The following is a 22,213-nucleotide window of genomic DNA, read 5'->3' as shown; positions in this document are numbered from 1 at the left end:
TTCGCGCCCTTAGCAGCGTGGGTCGCGCTACCGCCTGTTGTTTTGAGTTTTCCAAGTCCGATGGCTGAACCCATGGTCTCTACGCCCTTATCTCCCCTAGCGGCAGAAGACGAAGCACTCATTCGCCGCCTTAGCCCCAGTGCCATCGACCAGATACTGCTGTATATCGCCTTTAGCGCGATGCGCACGGGTGGGCATCGCCACGGGGCCTTCCTGGATGCCGCCGCTACCGCCGCCAAGTGCGCCATCTATATGACCTACCTGGAGCAGGGCGAAAACCTGCGCATGACTGGTCATCTGCACCACATCGAACCCAAGCGGGTTAAGGCCATTGTCGAAGAAATGCGCCAGGCCCTGACCGAGGGCAAGCTGCTGAAAATGTTGGGATCCCAGGAGCCGCGCTACCTGATTCAATTCCCCTACATGTGGCTGCGGCGCTACCCCTGGCAGGCGGGGCAGTCGAGGGTTTCCGGTACCTCCCTCACCAGCGAAGAGAAGGCCATTTTAGAAAGCAAGCTCCCCACCCCCTGTCCCGACGCTCGGATCATCAATTCCTTTCAGTTTCTGGAACTGATCGAAATCCTGCACGAAAAGTCGCAGGATGACCTGCCAGAGGATCACCGCGTGCCGCTGAGTGAGGCTCTGGCCGAGCACATTCGGCGACGACTGATCTACTCAGGCACCGTAGCCCGCATTGATGCCTCCTGGGGAGCCTCCTACTACGGACTGGTGCGGGCCTCCTACGCCCCGGTGGATAGCCAGGAGCGCATGTACGCCATGGTGGACGATACGGCGCAGTATTTTCGGATGATGCGCGAGTGGGCCAACGGCATTCCTGGCACAATGCGGGTTTTAGAAGAACTGGATATTCCCGCCGCCGACCGGGAAGCCGCCTTCAAAGAGCTGGACGAAGTTATCCGCACCTGGGCCGACCGGTACCATAAGCCCGGTGGTGAACCCACGCTTCTGCAGATGGTGATTGGCCACCACTGGAAGTAGTCAGCCCGAAGTAGTCAGCCCTGAGAATGGCGGTACCCGGCTTCGCCCCGGTACCCGCCCGCTGCGGTTGAGCGACCTATCGCCGCCGTACAGTGCGGCCAAAGCTGGGGAGTTCAACCGCAGCAATGGACTTGATCTTTTTCTGCGATCGCAGCGGGTAGACCAGCGGCGAGGGCGAGGCCTTGGCACTGGCGCTGGCCGTCAGGTAGGACGGCAGGGAAGGCGCGACCGATGCGGGGGCTGTTACAGCGGCTCTGGCTGCGATCGGAGCTTGAACCACCGGGGCCTGATGCACCGGGGGCAGGGGCTCTGGCTCGACTGGCGGCGCGGTCGGCGCGGCTGGAGGAGCGATCGGTTCGCCCCAAGGGGAGGGCTCAGTAAATAGAGATTCAGGGGCCGCAGGTTCGGGCATCGCAGGCTCAGGGGTCGCAGGCTTCTCCCAGGGGTCGGAGGCTGCGGCCTCAGAGGCTACAGGCTCCTCCAGCCACGGATCGGGGGCGGGCCGGGAGGCCTGGGGGACCGCCGGAGCTGGAGCGGGCATGGGTTCGGGTTCTGGGGGGAACGGCACGGGGGCCGCAGGGCTGGGTGTCTCAGCCAGGTCTAGCAGAGGCAACGGCGCCTCAGACCGATCGCGCTGAGGTGCGGCCGGCTGAACCGGAGTTGGGCCTACCCCCCGCAGGCCCCGCAGCAGGTGGGTGAGGCTGGGGTTGTCGGCCAGCGACCCAGAGCGGGCTGACCAGGGCTGAATCTGCGGCGATCGCGGCAGGGCTACCGGGGCTCCGGGCTCCTCGGCGGCTGAGGGACCCAACAGCTGCCCCTGCACCACGCTGGGGCTGGTTGCAGCGGCTCCGGGAGCCATATTCAAGCACTTTTCCAGGGCGGCCTTGAACTGCAGGGTATACCGCTGCTGGCGGTGCAGTCGCGCCTTCAGGTCGCGGCAGGTTTCCTCCGCCTGGTGCAGGGCGGTATTTTTTTCGCTAAAGCGCTGCTGTAGCAGGGTACATTCGCGCTCTAGCTGGGCCACTCGCTGCTGACTCACCTCCAGTTCGGCCTGGAGGGTTTCATTGTGAATAGTGGTTCGCCTGAGGCCGTCGTTGGCAATATCCAGCTCGCTGAGCAGCTGGGCGATCTGCTGCTGTACGGGGCCAGGGGTGGCCTCCAGCGGCAGGGAGCCCCGATGGGGCTGGGCCTGATTGCGCTCAATCTCGGCCTGGAGGGCCACCTGCGATCGCTCCAGGTCCTCCTCTAGCTCGGTGACCCGTAGCAACAGGGCATCGTTGCACTGGTTTAGATCTTGAATGAGCTGCACCAGATCTTCGGGCGCAGGCTCAACCGAGTTTACTGATGCGCCAACCTGGGCCGCCGCCATCAGATCGTTCCCTTGCAGCGAGGGTCGGTGGGGCTCGGGCGGTGTTGCGACGGTGGCTTCATTCTCTAAATTTTCTAGCTCTAAATGCTCTAGATGGCTTGGCTCCCAACCCTCAGGTCCCAGACCCTCGGCTGCCAACACATCTGCCAGGGGCAGCTGTCCAGGCAGGGGCACCGTTTCCCAATCACCGGCCTGGTCCCCAACCTGAGCCAGAGGCTGGGCATCAGCCGCCGCCCCGTCGTCAGTGACGAAGTGAAGGTCTTGGGGCTCTGGGGAAGCACTCGAAGCCGTAGTGTCAGTCATAATGGTGCCTGATCCTGGTCGCGTAGTCTCACACTCAACACTCAACCACCTGAGGGGCTGTTGACCCCAAGAGTAGCTAATTTTGCCAACTAATTCACTTTTTTATCGCTGATTTAATGACAAAGGGCGCATATTTATGCTTTTAGTCTATCCTTTACTATTTCTTTTTCTTCACCCCCTATGGTCATAGACAGACCGCCGCACTGAAATAGGGCATGGCAGCAGCCCTGGCAACCCCGCAATTTGTCTGGCGATCTATCCGCAAGCACCCCTCTGTCTCCCCACTCAAACACCATGACCTCGGTTGGGCCATTCTGCGAACCATCAGCCCTTGCGATCGCCACCCTCAGCTATGGCCCCGACTACGATCGCTGCCAGCTCCTGGTGGAGAGCATCAGCCGTTTTAGCCAAACGCCGGTGCAGCACTACCTGATTGTGGACCAGCGCGACTGCGCTCAATTTCAATCGCTGGCCAATGCCACCACCACGATTGTGGCGGTCGAGTCCTTGCTCCCCGGCTGGATTCATCGCCTTTCCCTGATTGGAAAAGCCTGGTTCAGCTTCAAATCACCGCCCATTCGCAACTGGATTTTGCAGCAGATCGTGAAGCTCAGCTTTGCGGAATCTGCCCCTGCACCCAATATTGTTTTTATCGACTCAGATGTAGCCTTTGTTCGCCCCTTTGACCTGGCGGCGTTCAGTCGCCAGGGGCAGCTGCGGCTGTTTCGAACGCCCCCAGCCCACATCCCCGACTTTGCTCCACTCTACGCCGCCGCCTACCATCTGCTGGGGCTGGAGGAAGGGCAAGCTGGGACTGTGCAGCCCAACTACATCGGCAATTTGATCAGCTGGCGACGGGGCAATGTTAAGGCCCTACGCGATCGCCTGGAGTGCCGCTGGGGCCGCCCCTGGATCGAGACCCTGGCCCGATCGCGCACCCTGTCTGAGTACCTTCTCTACGGAGTCTTTGTCGAGCAGGTGCTGGGCGATGCCGCAGGGCATTTCTACGACTGTACGCCCCTGTGCCACGAGTACTGGCGACCCCAGTCTCTGAATAACCAGCAGCTAGACGATTTTTTTGCGGCGCTTCAGCCTGGCCACATGGCTGTCATGGTGTCGGCTAAGGCGGGCATGCATCCCAGTCGCTATCGGCCCTACCTGTTTCACGGTCAGGTCATGGATACTCCCCTGGGCAATAGCCAACTGGCGGCGGAGTGAGCCTGGCAGAAAGTTTCCGGGAACCCGGTGCCCGCTCTTGATAGACATAGAGGGAGCGGGAAACCTTGGCTTAAACCAGCGCGATCGCCCCTCCTGCTGCGCCTCAAGTCCTGCACTGTCCCCCCGGTCAGAGGCACCTAAACCGTCGACTGATTGTCTACCATAGGGGGCGGGGGTGAAGCTGGCAGCACTGTCGTTTTGAGATGAAACAGCGTTAATTCATGAGCAGATCAGGGTTTCGTACCGTTCTTCTGGTGGCCGCCGCCGGTTTGGCCCTAGCCACCACGGTTACCTGCAGTCAATCTACCGAACTGGCCACCGCTCCAACCGCCGAGCCTGCAGCCGTAGCCGCCCCCGAGCGCGATCCGCAGACCCTGCGACTGCTCTACAGCCGCTCTGCCGTTACCCTCAACCCCCATCTGGCGACCGGCTTTCAGGATTTTGAGGCGGCCCGCATTGTCTACGAGCCCCTGGCCAGCTACAACCAGGCGGGGGAGCTAGTGCCCTTTCTGGCCGACGACATTCCCTCCCTGGAGAACGGCGGCGTTGCGGCCGATGGCACCTCCGTCACCTGGACCCTGCGCCCCGACGTCACCTGGTCTGACGGCGAACCCTTCACCGCCGACGATGTGGTGTTTACCTTTGAGTTTATTCGCAACCCGGTGGTGGCGGCGGCCACGGCCCAGTACTACGAAGGAGTAGAGCGGGTTGAGGCGATTGACAACTACACGGTCAAAATCACCTTCGCCACCCCCAACCCAGCCTGGTCGGTGCCGTTCACCGGGCAAATCGGCCTGATTTTGCCCCGCCACATTTTTGAAGAGCACAACGGCCCCAACGCCAGAGATGCCCTGGCCAATCTCCAACCCGTCGGCACCGGCCCTTACCAGGCCGTGGGGTTTGAGAGCGGCACCGTGATCTACGAGCCCAACCCCAGCTACTGGGGCGGACGGCCTGGGTTTCAGCGGGTAGAGCTGGTGGGCGGCCTGGCCCCCTACGCCGCCGCCCGCGAGGTGCTGCAAACCAATGAGGCCGATTTTGCCCACAACCTGCAGGTGGAGGCCGAGGCCCTCAGCCAGCTTGAGACCGACGCCAGTGGTCATGTGAGCCATCTGTTTGGCTCCCAGGTAGAGCGGATTATGCTGAATTTTGCTCACCCCTTTGCCCGCACCGAAGAGGGGGAACGATCGAGCCCTCAAATTCCGCACCCCTACTTCAGCGACCTGCGGGTGCGCCAGGCCATCAACCTGGCGATCGATCGCGACACCATTGCCAAAACCCTCTACGGCACCGCCGGAAAACCCACCGCTCAGCTGCTGGTAGCCCCCCTCGACTACCAGTCTGAGGCGATCGCCTACACCTATGACCTGGAGCGGGCCAAGGCCCTGCTGGATGAAGCGGGATGGGTAGACACCAACGGTGACGGCCTGCGCGAAAAAGATGGGATGGCCCTGGAGGTCCTGTTTCAGGCGGCGGTGAACCCGGTGCGCCAAAAGACCCAGGCTATTGTCAGCGAGAGCCTCACCGAGCTGGGGGTAGACGTGCAAATTGCGCGGGTGCGGATGGATGAATTTTTCTCCGCTGACCCCAAGGATACCGGCAGTCTGAATCACTTTTTTGCCGACATGCAGGTGTATTCCATCGGCAACGAGAGCCCCGACCCCAGCACCTATATGGGCTGGTGGACCTGTGCCAAAATGGCCTCCCAGGCCAACCAGTGGCAGGAGCCCAACAACGCCCGCTACTGCAATCCCGAGTACGATCGCCTCTGGGCCGAAGCCCGACAGGAACTCGACCCCGATCGCCGCGCCGAGCTATTTCAGCAGATGAATGAACTGCTGGCGGCGGATGTGGCGGTGATTCCAGTGGTGCATCGGGCCATGACCAATGCGGTCAGCGATCGCCTCACCAATGTCGAGTTCACCCCCTGGGACGCCAGCACCTGGGCGATCAAAGACTGGCGTCCTCTCCCCAGCGATTCCTGAGGGTTTTTGGGGCGGTAGCGTGCTCTCAGGTGCCCCCCAATCTTTTGTGGCAATTTTGTCGTTTTCTGAGCCAGCCGGGGCAGAATGGTAACTTGTAGCAAGCGACCAATCCTATGACTTCAGAACCCGCAGCCCCCAGCTCGGTGGTATCTCCCCTAGCCGCGATCGCCCTCAAGGTAGCTGGCGCGATCGCCATTTTGTCAGCTCTGTTAGACTTTTTCATTCTGCTCATTCCCCCCAACCTGACCAATGTGCAGTGGCAGCTGGCAACCACAACTCAGCTGGTCGATCGCGGCATTGTTCCCCTGATTGGGATTGCCCTGCTGCTGGTGGGGCTCTGGGTCGATAACTCCGTTGGCCGCACCCCTCAGCGCAAGAGCCTGACCAGCGATCTGCGGTTTTGGGCCTGTGCTCTGGCCAGCCTGCTGGGGCTCGTCTACTTGCTGCTCATTCTGCTGCACCTCAACGCGGTGAGGCTGTCCAGCCAGCAGGCCTTGGCCCAGGTCAGCACCGAAGCTGGCGAAGCCGCCGCCCAGCTTCAGCAGCGCCTGTCCGCCGAACTCACTCAGCAGCAATCCCAGCTAGGGGCCATCCTCAACAATGAAGATCTCCTGGCTCAGGCGATCGAAGGCGGACAGCTGCCCCCCGACATTCAGCAGTATCGCAACAACCCCGAAGGGCTGAGCCAGTTTCTTCAGCAGCGGGCCGACCAGGCGCAGCAGCAAATTGAAACCGAAATTGGCACCCGCCGGGTTGCCGCTGAGCGCCAGGTTAGGGTCGAAGCCTGGCGATCGGGTATTCGCATTTCTGTGATCAGCCTCCTGCTGGCCGCGGGCTTCTCCATCGTCGGCTGGCTGGGACTCAGACGGCTGCTCTCGCTGACGCGATCGGCCTAGGGCAGCGTCAAGGCTAAAAATTGGGGCTCTTGTGAATTGGGTAAACCGTAGTGAAACCCAGCAGCAGTAAGCCTGACTGGGTTACGCTCGCTCCGCTCCACCCAGCCTACAAGAACTGTCAGCGGCTAATCGGTGACGGCCCCTAACCCAAAGCCTGCATCATCGCCTGTTGGGCCACCGCCTGGTAAATGTCTTTTAGATGCCCCATCACCACCGGGGCATCCTCTGGCGGTAGCGGCATTTTGCCCAGCACATCCAGCACCGTTGTCTCGGTCGGGGTAATCACCACCAGCTCTGAGTCCAGGGGTTGATCATAGGCCCAAAACCGCTGTAAGTCAGGGCTGCTAGCCACCGCTTTAGGGGCAATGTCCGTTTCAGGCTCATCGGCCAGGGGAACGGTGGCCTGGGCTGTACTGCTCTGCCGCCGCTGCCGCAGGGCGTCCAGGATACTGTCGCGGCTGCGGCCCCGTAGCTGAAACAGCACAAAGGGATCTTCCCGAAAGAAATCGCCCAGCTGGTAATACACCGCCGCAATATGTTTGCAGGGGTTTTTAGGGTCGGGGCAGCTGCACTTCGAGTGGACTTCTGACAGGTTGAAGGGATACAGGCTGAGCCCATTAGCCGTAAAGACCGCTTCGATTTCAGCCGGCATCTCACCAGCCAGGAGTTGCGCTGAATAAATCGCCTGCTCCGATAGCGAGTCAATGACGTAGTTCCAGTCTTCGTCGCTAAAGGCATCGAGCCAGATAGAGAGTTTGTAAGGTTCTTCGGCGGTCCCCTGAACCAGGGCCGTCACCTTCGACCCCTTGTACTCCAGGCTGAGGATATGGCCCTCGCGGGCGTAGATACGTCCCCGCTCCAGCCGCTTTTTGAACCGGTAGGTATTGAGCAACTCAACCCAGCGCTGCACCCACCAGGCTTCGTCTTCAAGGGCGTAGGCTGGCGCAGAGGAAGACTGGTAAGAGGTCATAGCACAGGAAACCCAGGAATAATGGAGCTAGGGTAGTTGATCGCAAGTCTGGATGGCGCAGTCCCTTCGCTGGGTAGCCACCTGTAGCTAAACAGTCCGCCGATAGACGACAACCAGACAGCGGGATCGGAACGCTAACTATCTTTAGTTTATCGCTCCAATGGCGTGAGCCCCGAGAAACGACAGGGTTCCCCAGGGCTCACGTCGCTTGTCTATCGCTCAGTCAGAGTGACCTAACGGCCAATGCCGTGGTATTGGAAGCCAGCCCGAACCAAAGTCTCCCGGTCGAGGAAGTTGCGGCCGTCAATCAGGATTGGGCTGTTCATGCGCTGGGCCATATCGGCATAGTCCAGCTCCTGAAACTGCTGCCAGTCGGTCACCAGCACCAGGGCATCGCAGTGATCGGCCAGATGGGTGGCATCGGTTTCAACAATAACCCCGGTTAGCCCGTGGCGCAGCCCGCTCTGGGACACAATCGGGTCGTAGGCTTTGACCTTGGCCCCCAGGCGATTGAGCTGCTCGATCAGAATCAACGATGGCGCATCGCGCAGATCGTCGGTGTCCGGCTTAAAGGTTAGCCCCAGCAGGCCCACGGTTTTGCCCTTGAGAATTTTCAGCACCTGCTGAAGCTTCTCCAGGGTAATCTGGCGCTGGCGGTTGTTGACATCAACGGCCGCCTTGAGCAACTGAGCCTCGTAGCCGTAGTCGTCAGCGGTGTGAATCAGGGCCGCCACGTCCTTAGGAAAACAGGAACCACCCCAGCCAATGCCCGCCTGCAAGAACTTTTTGCCAATCCGAGAATCCAGACCAATGCCCTGGGCCACCTGGGTGACATCGGCACCGACGCGATCGCAGATATTGGCCACTTCGTTGATAAAGCTGATCTTGGTCGCCAAAAAGGCGTTAGAAGCATACTTCACCATTTCCGCCGAGCTGAGGTCGGTCACCAGCACTGGCACCGGGGCTGCGCCAGGATCTTCGGCAAACTGTCGCTCAACGATGGGGGTGTACAGCTCTTTCATCAGGGCAATAGCGCGGGGGCTGTTGCTGCCCAGCACAATGCGATCGGGGTTGAAGGTGTCGTACACCGCCGAGCCCTCCCGCAAAAACTCAGGATTGCTGACCACATCAAAGTCGGCCACCACCTCAGGGTGAGTGGTTTCAGGAATACCACCGGCCGGTACTGGGACAAGCTGGCGCTCGGCCACCCCATCGAGCACAATCATGCGGACCCAGTCGCCAGAGCCAATGGGCACCGTAGACTTATTCACAATCACTTTGTAACCGCCGTTGAGATGGGTGCCAATGCCCTTAGCCACGGCTTCTACATAGCGAGTATCGCTTTCGCCAGTGGGCAGGGCTGGCGTCCCCACGGCGATAAACAGCACATCCCCATGCTCAACCCCAGCCTTCAGATCGGTTGAGAACTGGAGATGGCCCGCCGCCATCGACGACTTCATCAGCTCAGACAGACCAGGTTCAAAGATGGGCGACTGCCCGGACTGCATGAGCTTAACTTTTTCCTCATTGACATCAATACAAACAACATCGTGGCCCACGTGAGCCAGACACACGCCAGTCACCAGACCGACATAACCAGTGCCAATCACACATACCCGCATAGGAAATACTCCTTAACTTAAACTTATGTCCTATCAATAGTTCCCTGGCAGACGAACCAGGCTTGAACCCATTAGGGATAACTAGGTGGTCACAGGCCACAGCTAAACTGTGGCCAATTTACCCTATCAGCCCGCCATAGAATGTACGGTCGATTGCAGGTCCGCAGTTGTTCCTTGCCGGGTTAAGCGATCGCGGAAATCGTCGATGGTCAGCTTCAGTCCATCCTGCAGGGGCACCGTTGGGCTCCAGTCCAGAAAAGTTTTTGCCCGGGTAATATCGGGCTTACGCCGCTGGGGGTCATCCTGGGGCAACGGCTTATAAATCAGCTCAGCGTCAGGGTTGACCATCGACTGCACCGCCTGGGCCAGCTGCAAAATCGTGTACTCATCGGGATTGCCAAGGTTTACCGGGCCAATGTAGTCACCATTCATCAGCCGCATCAGCCCTTCTACCAGGTCCGAGACATAGCAAAAACTGCGGGTCTGCGCACCGCTACCGTAAACCGTAAGGGGATTGCCCTGGAGCGCCTGCACGACAAAGTTGCTCACCACGCGGCCATCGTTTTCCAGCATCCGGGGACCGTAGGTGTTGAAAATGCGCGCTACCCGAATATCGACATTGTTTTGGCGGTGGTAGTCAAAGGCCAGAGTTTCGGCAACGCGTTTGCCTTCGTCGTAGCAACTGCGAATGCCAATGGGATTGACATTGCCCCGGTAGTCTTCGGTCTGGGGATGCACCTCAGGGTCGCCGTAGACCTCGGAGGTTGAGGCCAGCAAAAACCGAGCTTTAACCCGTTTCGCCAAGCCCAGCATATTGAGGGTGCCCATCACGTTGGTTTTGATGGTCTTAACCGGGTTGTACTGGTAGTGCACGGGTGAAGCCGGACAGGCCAGATGATAAATTTGGTCTACCTCAAGCCGAATGGGCTCTGTAACATCGTGGCGAATGACCTCAAAGTAGGGGTGGTCGAGCCAGTGAAGCAGATTGTGCCGATGGCCGGTGTAGAAGTTATCCAGGCAGATAACTTCGTGGCCAGCGGTCAGCAGGCGGTCAATTAAGTGGGAGCCAATAAATCCAGCTCCACCGGTGACTAAAATTCTCATAGGTAATTTAACCAGAGCAATACTTCGTATAGACGACGAGGTGCAGTCCCCTATCTAACTTTACTTTTCCCAGGCCGGGCCAGCCTGAGATCAGTCAGATTCAGCCTCACTTTTAATCAGTTCCCTAATACTTCATGAAGTTTATGCCCGGTACTGGCATTGCGATGCGTCTGACCAGCGACCTGCCCCCCTGTAGCAGCGGTGGTTCTTACCGATGAATACTCCCTGCCACTTGTTTGTTTACGGCACGCTAAAACCTGGGGAAAGGGCATTTGAGCCGTTCTGTGCTCCTCACCTGGTGGCCAGCCAGCAGGCCCTGGCAATGGGTCGACTCTACCATTTGCCCCTGGGTTATCCGGCCATGACGCGGGAAGCGGGCTGGGTACAGGGAGTACTGCTGACGTTTCCCAGCGCCGCCTGCCTGCAACCCATTGACGCCTTTGAAGACTATGACCCCGATCGCCCCGCAGCCAGCGAATACCAGCGCGATCGCCACCCGGTGTTTACACCGCAGCGGCAACCCCTGTGCACCGCCTGGATTTACACCATGACCCGCGATCGCGTCATTGCTCTAGATGGGCAATGGTTACCCGATGGATACTGGACTGACGCCAACCCACGATGAACTGAATCCCAAGCGAAAAGGCTCCGTCAAACCTGACGGAGCCTTTTCGCTTAGCAATCTAGCAAGCTAGAGAGTTGCCAGAATCAACCTAGAACCGGAAGGTGGCCCGGAGAGCACCCCAGAAGCCGGTGGTGTCGCCACCAGCAGCATCGCGGGTGTCGCCGTAGAACAGCGAGGGGGTCACGGTCAGGAACTGGTTGAAGGGGATCTCGTAGTAGCCTTCCACGAAGAAGGGCTTGTTGCCAACAGACGGAGCTTCACCAACATAGACACCCAGTTGGGTACCTTCAGCCAGGAAGTTGTTGAATCCAGCACCAGCACTCCAGCTAAAGGTGTCGCCACCTTCGAAGCTGGTGAATGCCCCGTGGCCAGCCAGGAAGAACCCACCGAAGTCAAGGTTAACCAGACCAGCAAAGGTATCGGTAGAACCGGGAACACCGATGGCAACGCCATCACTGTGCAGGTAGGTAGCAGCGGCATTGAAGAAGCCATCGGTCAGCAGGTTGAGCTGAGCGATGTAGCTCTGGTTAGCCGCAGCGAAGAGACCCACACCAGGACTGGTCGCACCGGCGTTGCCAGCGGTGTAGCCAGCGTCCAGAATCAGGCTGTCGGTGAAGGCAATGCTGACGCCCAGACCAGCGCCGTTGGAAGAGCTGCCGCCGAAGTCGTAGAAGAGAGGACCACTGGGATCAAACACACCAGGACCATCGTAGGGCAGGATTGTGCTGGTAACCCAGTCATCGGCTGCCAATCCGCGAGCAGCAGCGGTCACAGTGACGCGGTTGCCGAGGGGGAAGCTGTAGTAGAAGTCATCGACGGTGACGTTATAGTCAGCACCACCAGCATTGGCAAGACCAAAGCCGGTAGCAGCATCGCCCTGGCCAGACTGCAGACGAATCCGCAGGCGGTCGTTGCCGGTGAAGCTGGAGTCAAAGTTCAGGCGAGCCCGAGCAGCAACGCTGGTGCTGGTGTCGGTGGGCAGAGTGTCAAAAGGGGTCACCAAGTGGAAGTCAGCCTGACCACGCAGTTTGGTGGTGGTGGAGAACTGCTGGGCACGCAGGGTAGCGGTCTCAGCTTCCAGGGCGTCAACGCGACCGCGCAGGGTAGCTAGCTCAGCCTGGAACTCTTCTTGCAGACGACGAATGGTGGCCAGGTCGTCGGGGTTGATGCCGGACTGGGCGATCAGGGTGGCGATCACGTCCAAGCAAGCATTCAAACCGGCGGCGAACTCGAAGCGGGTGAGGCTGCGCTGACCGCGGAAGGTGCGGTCGGGGTAACCCTGAATACAGCCGTAGTTCTCAACCAGACTTTGCAGCGCCTGGAAGGCCCAGTCGGAGGGCAGTACGTCGGTCAGTTCTGAAACGCTGGTGATTTGAGCCAGCTGGATGGGCTCTTGATCGAAGTTGCTGACCTGGGTGGTGACAGCGGATTCAGCCGCGATCGCAGAGCCAGAGACGGCGACAGCCGCGCCCAGAGCAGCGGGCACAGCTAGCAGAGATTGCCAAAATAGTTTAGCCATTCGATATTTTCTCCTCACACCTTATATAAGGCTTAATGTGTACCTGCCAGCGGTTTGGCCGAAGCCATTCCTATGAATACGGCACAGACTCGACCCATGAATAGGTCAAAGTAGATGAGCCTCACGTACATCCAAAACCGATAGTAGCAGATATGCTCTGTGCCGGCTAGATGAGTTTTGGCTAAAGTCGCCAATGTTGACTCACCGGCACAAAGACGAGCACTGCTGTCCTAAGGTTCCCAAGATTTACGAGGGCTCAACACCTGCGCTGGAGGGCTGCATTGAGGAGAAAATTGAAATTTTCCGTGGGCTATGGACTCCGTAAATTAATGAACTAGGTCAACCCCTGGGCCAATCCTTATGGGCCAATCCTTAAATCGGGGGCTGGGGCTGTTTGAGCTCCAGCCCCCGTAAATGGTCAAAACCCAGTCCCTAGAACTGGGTTGGAATCGGTCCTAGAACCGGAAGGTGGCTCGAATCGCGCCCCAGAAGCCAGTGTTGTCGGTAACGCCAGCCAGCTTGGCATCGCCGTAGATCAGCGACGGAGTGACCCGCAGGAAGCGGCTAACCGGGACATCCCAGTAGCCTTCCACGACGAAGGGATTGTCGGTATAGGTAGCCAGCTGGGGCAGCTGACCGCCATAGACGCCAAACTGCGACCCTTCGACCAGGAAGTTGTTGAAGCCGACCCCGGCGTTCCAGCTGAAGTCGTCACCGCCGTTAAAGCTCTGGAAAGCCCCATGACCAGCAATGAAGAACCCGCCGAAGTCAAGCTTCAGCAGGCCAGCAAAGGTATCGGTGGCTCCGGCGGGAGCGGCAACGCCAGTGTTGTTGAGGGCAAAGATCGAGGAGCGATCGTTGTGCATGTAGGTGACGGCGGCATTAAAGAAACCGTCGGGAATGAAGCTGAGCTGGGCGATGTAGCTCTGGTTGGCAGCGGCAAAAAGACCCACGGCAGGGTTGGTAGCCCCGGCATTGCCAGCGGTGTAGCCCGCATCCAGCACTATGCTGTCGGTCAGGGCAAAGCTGATGCCGAGACCAGCGCCGTTGGAGCTGCTGCCGCCACTGCCGTAGAACTGGGGACCGCCCGCATCCAGTACGGAGGGACCGTCGAAGGGCACGATGGTGCTGGTTACCCAGTCATCGCCGGACAGGCCCCGAGCAGCGGCGGTAACGGTGATGCGGTTACCCAAGGGGAAGCTGTAGTAGAAGTCGTCCACGGTGACGTTAAACCCGGCGGGGCTGCTGGCATTGGACAAACCGCTCAGGGGTTGAATGGCGTTGCCATCGGCAGACTGCAAACGAATGCGCAGGCGATCGCGGCCCGTGAAGCTGGAGTCGAAGTTCAGGCGGGCGCGGCTGGCCACGCTGGTGCTGGTTTGGCCAGGGATGGTGTCGAAGGGGGTCACCAGGTGGAAGTCAGCCTGACCCCGCAGTTTGGTGGTAGTGGAGAACTGTTGAGCCCGCAGGGTAGCAGTCTCAGCTTCCAGGGCGTCGACGCGACCGCGCAGGGTAGCCAATTCAGCCTGGAACTCTTGCTGCAGACGGCGGATGGCGGCCAGGTCGTCGGGGTTGATGCCGGACTGGGCAATCAGGGTAGCGATCACGTCCAGACAGGCATTTAGACCAGCAGCGAACTCGAAGCGGGTGAGGCTGCGCTGACCGCGGAAGGTGCGATCGGGGTAACCCTGAATACAGCCATAGTTCTCAACCAGACTTTGCAGCGCCTGGAAAGCCCAGTCGGAGGGCAGCACATCGGTCAGTTCCGAGACGCTGGTGATTTGAGCGAGTTGAACAGAATTTTGGTCGAAGTTGCTGACCTGGGAGGTAACAGCGGATTCAGCCGCGATCGCAGCGCCAGAGACGGCGGTAGCGCCCAGAGCAACGGGTACAGCTAGCAAAGATTGCCAGACTAGCTTAGTCATACGAAATGTCTCCTCACACCAATTGAGCAAGCCAGGGTTTCGCTGCTTCTGCTTCAAAACACCTGGCCTTTAAACGGTATGGGATCTTGCTGGCCCTAAAATGAGAGCCTATTTAAGCGTGAATAGTATTCTGACCAAACTTTGATTAACCAAGTTAATCCCCCATTAAGGCGGCTATGATCCTTTGATGATAGGGCTTGTAGGGGCTGCATCTACCCCAGGGTAGAGATAGATAAAATTCTATTGGTATAGATATTGGGCGCTGGGGCAAAAGGTTGGGCTAGCCTAAAGCGGAGATGGTCTTGGCCATGGCAAAATCTTTTTCGGTGAGCCCGCCAGCATCGTGGGTGGAGAGGTTGATCACCACACGGTTGTAGGAAATTTGTAGGTCAGGGTGATGCCCGGCGGTCTCTGCGGGTTCCACCAGCTGGTTAACAAAGTCAATGGCGGTCACGAAGTCTTTGAAGGTGCGCGTGCAGGTAATGGCTTTGCCGTCCAGGTTCCAGTCGGGGAGTTGGCTGAGCTGAGTCTGGATGTCGCGATCGCTGAGTAGAGTGGCCATGGATTTTACCGGTAGGCTACTGCTTCATGGTAAGAGCGACGACGAAAACACTCAACCGCATTTAAGCTCTGCGTAAGCCCCTTCTATGCGTATCCCCCCTTAAAAACTATTTAAAAGAACTATTTAAAAGCTATCCGCCCCTGCCAGGGGAAGACAAGCTTCCGAAGCAGGGGCGGTCTAGTGGGATCTTAGGCTGAACCTGACTGCCGGGAGGAACCCTACTCAGCCAGCTTCGAGAGCTTAGCTAGTTGCCAAGGGCAACCAACACTGAAGCTAGAGTACAGCCCCGGCGCACAGCCGGCTGATCTCAACCTGAAGACCCATACGTTTACTACTCTCTTGCATGGGCATCACCTCCTGAGTGCTAAACGGTAAAATCTTTGGAGCTAGCTGCCGTAACAGCGGCATTAATCGTAAGGTAACACAATAGCCAATGGCTGTGGCAGAACTTGCCAGCTTTATCGGGGTCTATGCCGGGTGCGCTAGCCCTCCAGTGCCCTTCTAGCGTCATTCCCTATGTCCTCAGATACTGCTTTTTCCCTACTCGACTTTGCTCTCGATGACCAGTTGCGGGCCTGGCTGCAAGAAGACGTAGGCCGTGGCGACTGGACCACCAATGGTTTAGGAGCCCTGGCCCAGCGCTCGGGTGAAGCCATCTGGGTTACCCGTGCCGGAGGGGTGGTGGCGGGGCTACCCCTGGCCCAACACCTGTTTCAGCAGCTGGATGCTGACCTCAGCTTTGAGCCCTTGGTCAGCGAGGGGGAAGCCTGTACCCCGAACACCACCCTGGCCAAAATCAGTGGCTCTCTGGCCGCCCTGCTGACTGGCGAACGGGTGGCGCTCAACCTGGTCATGCGACTGAGCGGCATTGCCACCGCCACTCGCCAGTACGTGGACCAACTGGCCAACAGCCCTACCCAGTTTGTCGATACCCGCAAGACCACCCCAGGCCTACGTCAGCTCGAAAAGTATGCCAGTCGGGTTGGCGGTGCCATCAACCACCGCATGGGTCTCGACGACGCGGTGATGATTAAGGACAACCACATTGCTGCCGCTGGGGGCATTCGGGCAGCGGTGGCTCAGATTCGACCCGCCGTTCCATACCCCATCACCATCGAGGTCGAAACCAGTTCTCTGGAGCAGGTGGATGAGGCGATCGCCTGCGCGGTGGACATCATTATGCTCGACAACATGCCGCCAGCGATCATGCAGGTCGCGGTGGAGCGGATCCGGGCCGCAAAACCAGCGGTTAAAATCGAGGCCTCTGGTAACGTTTCCCTGGAGACCCTGGGCCCCATTGCCGCAACGGGGGTAGATTTTATCTCCAGCAGCGCCCCCATTACCCGATCGCCGTGGCTAGATATCAGTATGCAGGTTTTGAACGCTCACGCTGTTTCCTGAGGCAATCCCTATGATCGTAACCACAGGCCCTAACGTTGACGGGCGCCAGGTGATTCAGTACTGCGGCATTGTGAATGGCGAGGCTATTTTGGGGGCCAATATTTTCAAGGACTTCTTTGCCGGGATTCGGGATGTGGTGGGCGGGCGATCGGGGGCCTACGAGCACTCGCTGCGCCAGGCCCGCAACACTGCGATCAAAGAAATGATGCAGGCCGCCAAGGAGCTGGGGGCCGATGCCATCATCGCCGTGGACATCGACTACGAGTCGATTGAAATCAACAACGGCGGCAACATGTTGATGGTGGCGGCCAGCGGTACGGCGGTGCGGCTGGCCTAGCTACAGCTATGACCACCGCTATTCCTACCAGCCTCCTAAATCAAGTTCCCGTAGGTTGGGTGAAACGAAGTGAAACCCAACGGCAGTCAGCCTGGTTGGGTTCTGCTAGCGCGCTATCCAACCTACAAACTTAGGTTTGACAAAGTACTAGAACCTGACCTCGTACTCAACGGTGACGGTTTCATTGCCCGAAAAATTGGTGGAGCCTCGGGCGCGCAGCTGATTGCTGAACCGGTAAGACACCCCCACCTCCGGTGGGTTGCCGCTGTTGAGGATCTCTAGGGCATCAACGCTGATGCGATCGCCAATATCAAAGGCGGCCTCGACCCCAATGCCGATACCCACGGCGCTGTCGGCGGCGGTGTCGGTGGTCGGAAAGACGCTGAAGGATCGCAGGCCGATGGTGTCGGCGATGCGATCGCCAAACCCCGCCAGGACACCGGAGCCAAAGAAACCAGCCACCTGCCCCAGCGAAGCCCCGGCGACATTTGTCAGCACGCTACGCCCCAGCAGGCCAACCAAATCTTCTTGGCTGCGGGCCGGGCGACTGGTGAGGGCAATTAGCTCGGTGGCCTGCCCCGGCGAGTCGGCATTCTGAAGTTCGCTGGCGAAGCCGAAGGCGGTGGCAAACACGCTAATAAACTCCACCTGGCCCTGGGTCAGGCCGGAGGTATCGGCTACCTCGGCGCTGAAAAAGGGCGTGGCAGCGGCCTGCCGGACCTGCTGATCTTGCAGCCGAGCCCGCATGCGCACATTCAAGAAGGGATCGAGCCCGTGGGCTGGGGTAAAGGTGGCGGTGTTGGTCTCGCCCGGAATCAGGCGAAACTGGGTGGAGAAAATATTGATCCACCCGGTTTCGAGGGTGATCACGCCCTCGGGCTGGAGGTCGGCCACGGTGCCGTTGACCGCAAGGTTGCCCGAAGCCGCCAGATTGTAAAACGGCTGTCCGGCAATCAGCAGCTGATCGGCCAGGACCAGATTCAAATTGCTGAGGCTGACCCGCTCCATCAGCTGGTTGGGCAGGGTTTGGGGTGGGGTTTGGGGCGGGGCAAACCCGCCCCGTTCGGCCCGGTAGGCCGCCACGTAGTCGGGCAGGGGCGAGGGAATGTTGGGGTCAGCATCAACACTGGCCAGGTCGTCAGCGGGCAGTGCCCCGATCTGCCCCAGCAGGTTGTTGGCTCTAATCAGCCCCCGGCTCACCTGCACCACCCCTGATACAACCGGATTGAGCACGGCCCCGCCGACCAGTACCTGGCCATCGACCTGGGCCGCCATCAGGTTAGCGTAGTCGACGTTGATCTCAGTGAGGGCGATCGCAATGCCCGCTGGGCTCTCTGGGTTTTCGGTAGCGCCGGTGGGCGCTGGAGCCTGCTTGGTCTGGGCCAGCGCGGCCACCGGCTCGGCTTGCAGGGGCAGCCGACCATTGGCCGCCAGGGTGCCGCCGCCGTAGACCGCCTGGAGCTGGTTGACCTGCACCTGCTCCAGGTCGAACAACACCGTGCCGTTCAGATTTGTCATCGGTGCAGCTAGGGCGCTGCTCGACAGCTGCGCCTCTCGGAACTGAGCCCGACCGGCCACGAGCGGCTCGGCCAGGGTGCCCCCCACCCGCACGGTAATGTCGCCCTGGCCCCCGTCCCAGCGCAGCTGTTCTTCGGTCAGCAGGTTGAGCAATTCTAAACTCTCGTTTTGCAGGCTGACCAGCACATCGATTTGGTCGCTGGGGGGCTGCACCGCCATAAATGGCAGGGCATAGGGCACCGTGCCCTGGAGGGTGATCTGGGCCGGGTCGGTCACTACTGCCGCTCCGTCAAACCGCAGCAGGGCGTTGTCGTAGGTGAAATCGATGGCTACCGAGTCCAGCGGCTGCTGGTTGAGGCGAGGATCGACCACCACCACCTGCCCCACCACCAGCGGATTGCTGAGGCTGCCCCCCAGCTGGGCGGTGGTGGCAATATCGCCCTCGACCTTTGCCGGGAGAGTGACAAACAGCTCGGCCAGCTCCGCCGGAATGCCGCTGGCGGTGAGCTGCCCGTCGAGATCGTTGAGGGTGCCGCTGCCCACAAAGCTGACCTGGGTATCGGGGGAGCGAAAGTCTAGGGGGCTGACCACAAACTCGCCCTGGTCGTAGCGGGCGGTCAGCTGAAACTGGTTGCAGGCACCGGGGGCGATCGCTGGGGGGGCGATCGCTGGGCGATTGAAGTCTAAAGACTCAGCCCTCTCCCTAGGGCCGCAGGGCAGCAGCCGACCCCAGCTCCAGTCTTGGCCTCGCACCTCGGCGGTGGCCTGCACGGTGTCGGCAGTCAGCCCTTCTCCCTGCACGGTGATGACGCCGCTAAACTCGCCCTGCAGGGCATTTAGGGGGGGCAGGGCCAATTGAGTACCGTTGCTCCGCGGCTCGTAGAGGGCCAGGAAATTGGCAAAGGCCTGTACCTGCTCCAAAAACGGAGCGGCGGGCAGGCTGGCCGGGACGGTAGCTACATCGGCGGCGGTGCCGGTGACCTCTGCCGGCGGGCTAAAGCCAATGTCGGCAAAGTCAGCCCAGCCCAGGGTGTCCAGCAGGTCTTCAAAATTGCCAGCGATGATGTCGATCTGGCCGCTGTAGGCGAGGGTGGCTAGCTCCGCCTGGCCGGTGAGGCGATACTGGCTGTTGGCAAAGCGCAGCTCGCCGTCGGCCAGGGCGACTACGCCATCGCCGTAGCTGTACCGGCCCACAAAGCTTTCAGCCACGATATTGCCCAGGGCCGGATTGGCGATCGCGGCGAAACCCTGGGCGGCGGGGTTGGCCAAATCCCTCAGGTCGGCGCTGAGGGTGGCGTCGAGGGTGCCCGCCAGGCGGCCCAGGTCGGGGGCGGGGGCTAGGTTGAGCGCCTCGACCGGAAAGTTTTGCAGGGTGGCGGTGAGCTGGCGATTGACCATCTGGCCCGCGGCGGTGGTGGCACCCCGACGCAGGGCAAACTGGCTGGGCAACAGATCGCGGTCGAGGGTGGCGGTGATGCGATCGCCCCCACCCCGCAGATCTACCTCGCCCCCCTCGGCCAGGGCCAGATTCACCGGCCCTGCCAGGCGCGGCTCAAAGGCCAGGGCGTTGACCGCCAGGTTGTCGAGTTGGGCATTGCCCTGCAGCCGCAGGTTGGCCAGCGGCCCGGTGATTTGCCCCTCGAAGCTGGTCAGCCCCGCCAGGGCGACTTCTGAACGAACTGGCTCGGGGATCAGCGGAGCCAGCCGTTCCAGGTTGTAGGCGCGGAGCTGTACGTCTAAATCCACGCTATCGATCGGCAGTCTGCCGACTACATGGTTGGCAAAATTGGTGGCGATAAAGCCCGCCGCGGTCACCCCCGGCGCGTTAAACCGTTCCACCTCGACCCCGCTGCCCGCCCAGCGAAGGGCGGTAGTCCAGTCGCCGCGCTCGAGCAGCGAGGGGGAGCCGGGGGTTAGGGCGACCTCGGCCTCGGCAATCAGGGCGGTGCCGCTGGCCTCAATCGCCGCCAGATTCAGGGTCTGCAAATTTCCTGAGGCATTGACCACGGCACTGAGCCGCCCCTGCGCCTGGTCGGTGAAGCGCTCTAGGGGCACATCGGCGGTGGTCACCTCCGCTGACCAGTCGCCTTGATCAAGGCGGGCCAGGGCGGTGGCGTCGACCTGGCCCCCTTCGACCTGAAACTGGGTTTGGTCGACTACCAGCACATTGTCGCGCAGAGTGGCCCGACCACCCCCCCGATAGGTCGACTCGGGCAGCTGAAACTGCACCACCCCCTCAGGATTGGTCAGGCTGCCCCCCATCTGGCCCACCGCCTGCACCGAACCAATCACCGCCTGGTTGGGCAGCGCCACCCCGTAGAGGGCGGCCAGGGCATCGCCGGGCAGGTCGGCCTCTAGGTCCAGGGTAAAGCTGAGGTTGGCCAGGTCGACCAAGGCAACCTGGCCCCGGCCATTGATGAACCCACCCGTGGCGGGAATCACCCGCAGCGCCTGGAGGGTGAGCTGCTCTAGGCTGGCGGCAACGTTGGCCGATAGAGACTCTACCGTCACCTGGTCGGCCTGCACCGGGCCTAGATTGGCAATGCTGCCCACCAGGGTAGGCTGCCCCAGGGGGCCAGACACCACCCCCTCAAACTGAAAGAGGCCAGCGGCCTGGACGGGCAGATCGACATCGAGCAGCGCCGTCACGTGGGCCAGGCTGACGGCGGGAACTGCGGTCGTCAGGTCGTAGCCGGTCTGAAAGTTAACGGTGCCCGCCGCCGTCAGGGGAATAGTCCCCAGGGAGAGGGCAGTTTCTTCGAGCAAAACGCGATCGCCCTGGAGCCGCAGGGTCGTATTCAGGTCGCGAATCGGCTCAGGTAGCTGGCTGAGCAGCACCTCCCCATCGCGGAAATGGGCCGTGCCCCGAGCCGAGACCGGCTGCACCTCGTCCTGCCGGCGCAGCTCGGCGGTGAAATTGCTGTCCAGGGTGCCGCCCCGGAGACCCAGCTCGGGCGGCAGAAACATGTTTACCCCCACCGTGGGCAAATTGTTGGTCTGTACGCTGACGTTGAGCTGCTCCTGCTCTAGCAGGCCGTTGCCCCGAGCCCGAAACTGGCCCTCGCCGAGGGTACCCGCCACATCAAAGACCACATGCTCAACGTCGGGTTCTTCTAGGGCCGTGAGGTAGACTTCGCCGTTGACCGCCTGAATCAAAATCGTCTCAGCCACCACGATCGCATCGGGGCGCGGCACCAGGCTAGTCACCGACACCTGGGCATTTTCGACCCGCAGCTCGCCCAGCTTGAAGGAAATAAAGCCCTCGTCCTCGTCGTCGGGCTCCGGCAGGGTGAGGTCGACCCAGCGGCCATCGGCGGCCTGCACCACGATCAGATTGGCATCGATCAGGGTGAGGGAGGGGCGCACAATGCGCTGAAATACCAGGTCGCGCCAGCTGATGGTGACATCAATGGCCTCCACGGTGGCCTCGGTTTGCACCGCCGCCGTAGGCGGCAGGTAAGACGGGCCAATGCGAAAACCGTTGAAGGTAAAGCGCTCTAACTGACCAATTTGAACCGGGCGCTCAAAGGTTTCTTCAAGTCCCGCCTCCAGGCGCGGAATCACCTGCTGATTGACCACAGCTCGGCCCCAGATCGCGGTGGCCGCGCCGCCGACCAAGACCAGGCCACCTAGACCGATCCCCACCTTTAGGGCTAGCGGCCAGTGGTACCCCTCGTCCTGAATGGGGGGCAGATCGCCAGGCTGAGTCATGAGCTTGCCAGGGTAGGAGGCAGGGGCGCGGCCTAGGAGAACGGGCCTGAACAGTCCAAAACTTAGGGCAACTCTACAAACAATCCGCTGTCTAGGCAAGGGGCCAGAGACTTTGTGCTGGGTTTCAGCCCGATGATGTCCAAGGCCAG

General features: G+C 60.4%; 15 protein-coding genes. 7 read left to right on the top strand and 8 right to left on the bottom strand.

Annotated features, from left to right (window positions below):
- The first annotated feature begins 60 nt into the window (after positions 1-60).
- Complete coding sequence (hetR, locus tag NF78_RS12520) at positions 61-999, top strand: heterocyst differentiation master regulator HetR (RefSeq protein WP_263970588.1); 939 nt, start codon at positions 61-63, stop codon at positions 997-999.
- A 76-nt stretch (positions 1,000-1,075) separates the two neighbouring features.
- Here hetR and NF78_RS12515 read toward each other — a convergent pair whose 3' ends face one another.
- Entirely contained in the window at positions 1,076-2,671 is a 1,596-nt protein-coding gene (locus NF78_RS12515) for a hypothetical protein (RefSeq protein WP_035986805.1), read from the bottom strand.
- Between the two features lie 294 nt (positions 2,672-2,965).
- Between NF78_RS12515 and NF78_RS12510 the strand changes: the two genes are divergently transcribed.
- The 3 genes from NF78_RS12510 to NF78_RS12500 all read left to right on the top strand — a co-directional run bounded on the left by NF78_RS12510 (position 2,966) and on the right by NF78_RS12500 (position 6,770).
- Complete coding sequence (locus tag NF78_RS12510) at positions 2,966-3,889, top strand: DUF6492 family protein (protein ID WP_052050272.1); 924 nt, start codon at positions 2,966-2,968, stop codon at positions 3,887-3,889.
- A 221-nt stretch (positions 3,890-4,110) separates the two neighbouring features.
- Positions 4,111-5,874, top strand: a complete 1,764-nt coding sequence (locus NF78_RS12505) for a peptide ABC transporter substrate-binding protein (RefSeq protein WP_035986804.1) — start codon at positions 4,111-4,113, stop codon at positions 5,872-5,874.
- Between the two features lie 113 nt (positions 5,875-5,987).
- Positions 5,988-6,770, top strand: a complete 783-nt coding sequence (locus NF78_RS12500; protein WP_035986802.1) for an HpsJ family protein — start codon at positions 5,988-5,990, stop codon at positions 6,768-6,770.
- 142 nt (positions 6,771-6,912) lie between these two features.
- On the opposite strand, the gene NF78_RS12495 is transcribed toward NF78_RS12500, so the two are convergent.
- From NF78_RS12495 to NF78_RS12485, 3 genes are all read right to left on the bottom strand, one after another.
- Positions 6,913-7,740, bottom strand: coding sequence for an SWIM zinc finger family protein (locus NF78_RS12495; protein ID WP_035986799.1), 828 nt, complete (start codon positions 7,738-7,740; stop codon positions 6,913-6,915).
- 233 nt (positions 7,741-7,973) lie between these two features.
- Entirely contained in the window at positions 7,974-9,362 is a 1,389-nt protein-coding gene (locus NF78_RS12490; protein WP_035986797.1) for a UDP-glucose dehydrogenase family protein, read from the bottom strand.
- 126 nt (positions 9,363-9,488) lie between these two features.
- Positions 9,489-10,466 carry a UDP-glucuronic acid decarboxylase family protein gene (locus NF78_RS12485; RefSeq protein WP_035986796.1) on the bottom strand — a complete coding sequence of 326 codons (978 nt, stop codon included), beginning with the start codon at positions 10,464-10,466 and terminating at the stop codon, positions 9,489-9,491.
- Between the two features lie 214 nt (positions 10,467-10,680).
- On the opposite strand from NF78_RS12485, the gene NF78_RS12480 reads away from it, so the two are divergent.
- On the top strand, positions 10,681-11,091 hold the full coding sequence (locus NF78_RS12480) for a gamma-glutamylcyclotransferase (protein WP_035986794.1): 411 nt from the start codon (positions 10,681-10,683) through the stop codon (positions 11,089-11,091).
- Positions 11,092-11,179: 88 nt separating this feature from the next.
- Here the strand turns inward: NF78_RS12480 and NF78_RS12475 are convergent, their stop codons facing one another.
- The 3 genes from NF78_RS12475 to NF78_RS12465 form a co-directional block, all read right to left on the bottom strand.
- Positions 11,180-12,610: an iron uptake porin gene (locus tag NF78_RS12475; RefSeq protein ID WP_035986792.1), complete on the bottom strand. Its 1,431-nt coding sequence runs from the start codon at positions 12,608-12,610 to the stop codon at positions 11,180-11,182.
- A gap of 455 nt (positions 12,611-13,065) precedes the next feature.
- On the bottom strand, positions 13,066-14,535 hold the full coding sequence (locus tag NF78_RS12470) for an iron uptake porin (protein WP_035986790.1): 1,470 nt from the start codon (positions 14,533-14,535) through the stop codon (positions 13,066-13,068).
- Positions 14,536-14,815: 280 nt separating this feature from the next.
- A complete protein-coding gene (locus NF78_RS12465; protein ID WP_035986788.1) occupies positions 14,816-15,097 on the bottom strand; it encodes a 4a-hydroxytetrahydrobiopterin dehydratase in 282 nt (93 codons plus the stop codon).
- A gap of 516 nt (positions 15,098-15,613) precedes the next feature.
- Here NF78_RS12465 and nadC point away from each other — a divergent pair.
- Together nadC and NF78_RS12455 are read left to right on the top strand one after the other, a co-directional pair.
- On the top strand, positions 15,614-16,498 hold the full coding sequence (gene nadC / locus NF78_RS12460) for a carboxylating nicotinate-nucleotide diphosphorylase (protein ID WP_035986786.1): 885 nt from the start codon (positions 15,614-15,616) through the stop codon (positions 16,496-16,498).
- 10 nt (positions 16,499-16,508) lie between these two features.
- Positions 16,509-16,835 (top strand): heavy metal-binding domain-containing protein, encoded by a 327-nt coding sequence (locus tag NF78_RS12455; protein WP_035986784.1) that lies wholly within the window; start codon positions 16,509-16,511, stop codon positions 16,833-16,835.
- A gap of 147 nt (positions 16,836-16,982) precedes the next feature.
- Here the strand turns inward: NF78_RS12455 and NF78_RS12450 are convergent, their stop codons facing one another.
- A complete protein-coding gene (locus NF78_RS12450) occupies positions 16,983-22,064 on the bottom strand; it encodes a translocation/assembly module TamB domain-containing protein (protein ID WP_035986780.1) in 5,082 nt (1,693 codons plus the stop codon).
- Positions 22,065-22,213: the final 149 nt, after the last annotated feature.

The sequence above is a fragment of the Leptolyngbya sp. KIOST-1 genome (assembly GCF_000763385.1).
Lineage (GTDB): Bacteria > Cyanobacteriota > Cyanobacteriia > Phormidesmidales > Phormidesmidaceae > Nodosilinea.
This window is presented reverse-complemented; position numbering and strand designations above follow the sequence as displayed.

Excerpts from the sequence above, each read along its gene's own strand:
- NF78_RS12500 (WP_035986802.1), top strand. The coding sequence starts at position 5,988 with ATGACTTCAGAACCCGCAGCCCCCAGCTCGGTGGTATCTCCCCTAGCC.
- NF78_RS12510 (WP_052050272.1), top strand. The coding sequence starts at position 2,966 with ATGACCTCGGTTGGGCCATTCTGCGAACCATCAGCCCTTGCGATCGCC.
- NF78_RS12480 (WP_035986794.1), top strand. The coding sequence starts at position 10,681 with ATGAATACTCCCTGCCACTTGTTTGTTTACGGCACGCTAAAACCTGGG.
- NF78_RS12495 (WP_035986799.1), bottom strand. The coding sequence starts at position 7,740 with ATGACCTCTTACCAGTCTTCCTCTGCGCCAGCCTACGCCCTTGAAGAC.
- NF78_RS12455 (WP_035986784.1), top strand. The coding sequence starts at position 16,509 with ATGATCGTAACCACAGGCCCTAACGTTGACGGGCGCCAGGTGATTCAG.
- NF78_RS12490 (WP_035986797.1), bottom strand. The coding sequence starts at position 9,362 with ATGCGGGTATGTGTGATTGGCACTGGTTATGTCGGTCTGGTGACTGGC.
- NF78_RS12485 (WP_035986796.1), bottom strand. The coding sequence starts at position 10,466 with ATGAGAATTTTAGTCACCGGTGGAGCTGGATTTATTGGCTCCCACTTA.
- nadC (WP_035986786.1), top strand. The coding sequence starts at position 15,614 with ATGTCCTCAGATACTGCTTTTTCCCTACTCGACTTTGCTCTCGATGAC.
- hetR (WP_263970588.1), top strand. The coding sequence starts at position 61 with ATGGCTGAACCCATGGTCTCTACGCCCTTATCTCCCCTAGCGGCAGAA.
- NF78_RS12465 (WP_035986788.1), bottom strand. The coding sequence starts at position 15,097 with ATGGCCACTCTACTCAGCGATCGCGACATCCAGACTCAGCTCAGCCAA.
- NF78_RS12470 (WP_035986790.1), bottom strand. The coding sequence starts at position 14,535 with ATGACTAAGCTAGTCTGGCAATCTTTGCTAGCTGTACCCGTTGCTCTG.
- NF78_RS12515 (WP_035986805.1), bottom strand. The coding sequence starts at position 2,671 with ATGACTGACACTACGGCTTCGAGTGCTTCCCCAGAGCCCCAAGACCTT.
- NF78_RS12450 (WP_035986780.1), bottom strand. The coding sequence starts at position 22,064 with ATGACTCAGCCTGGCGATCTGCCCCCCATTCAGGACGAGGGGTACCAC.
- NF78_RS12505 (WP_035986804.1), top strand. The coding sequence starts at position 4,111 with ATGAGCAGATCAGGGTTTCGTACCGTTCTTCTGGTGGCCGCCGCCGGT.
- NF78_RS12475 (WP_035986792.1), bottom strand. The coding sequence starts at position 12,610 with ATGGCTAAACTATTTTGGCAATCTCTGCTAGCTGTGCCCGCTGCTCTG.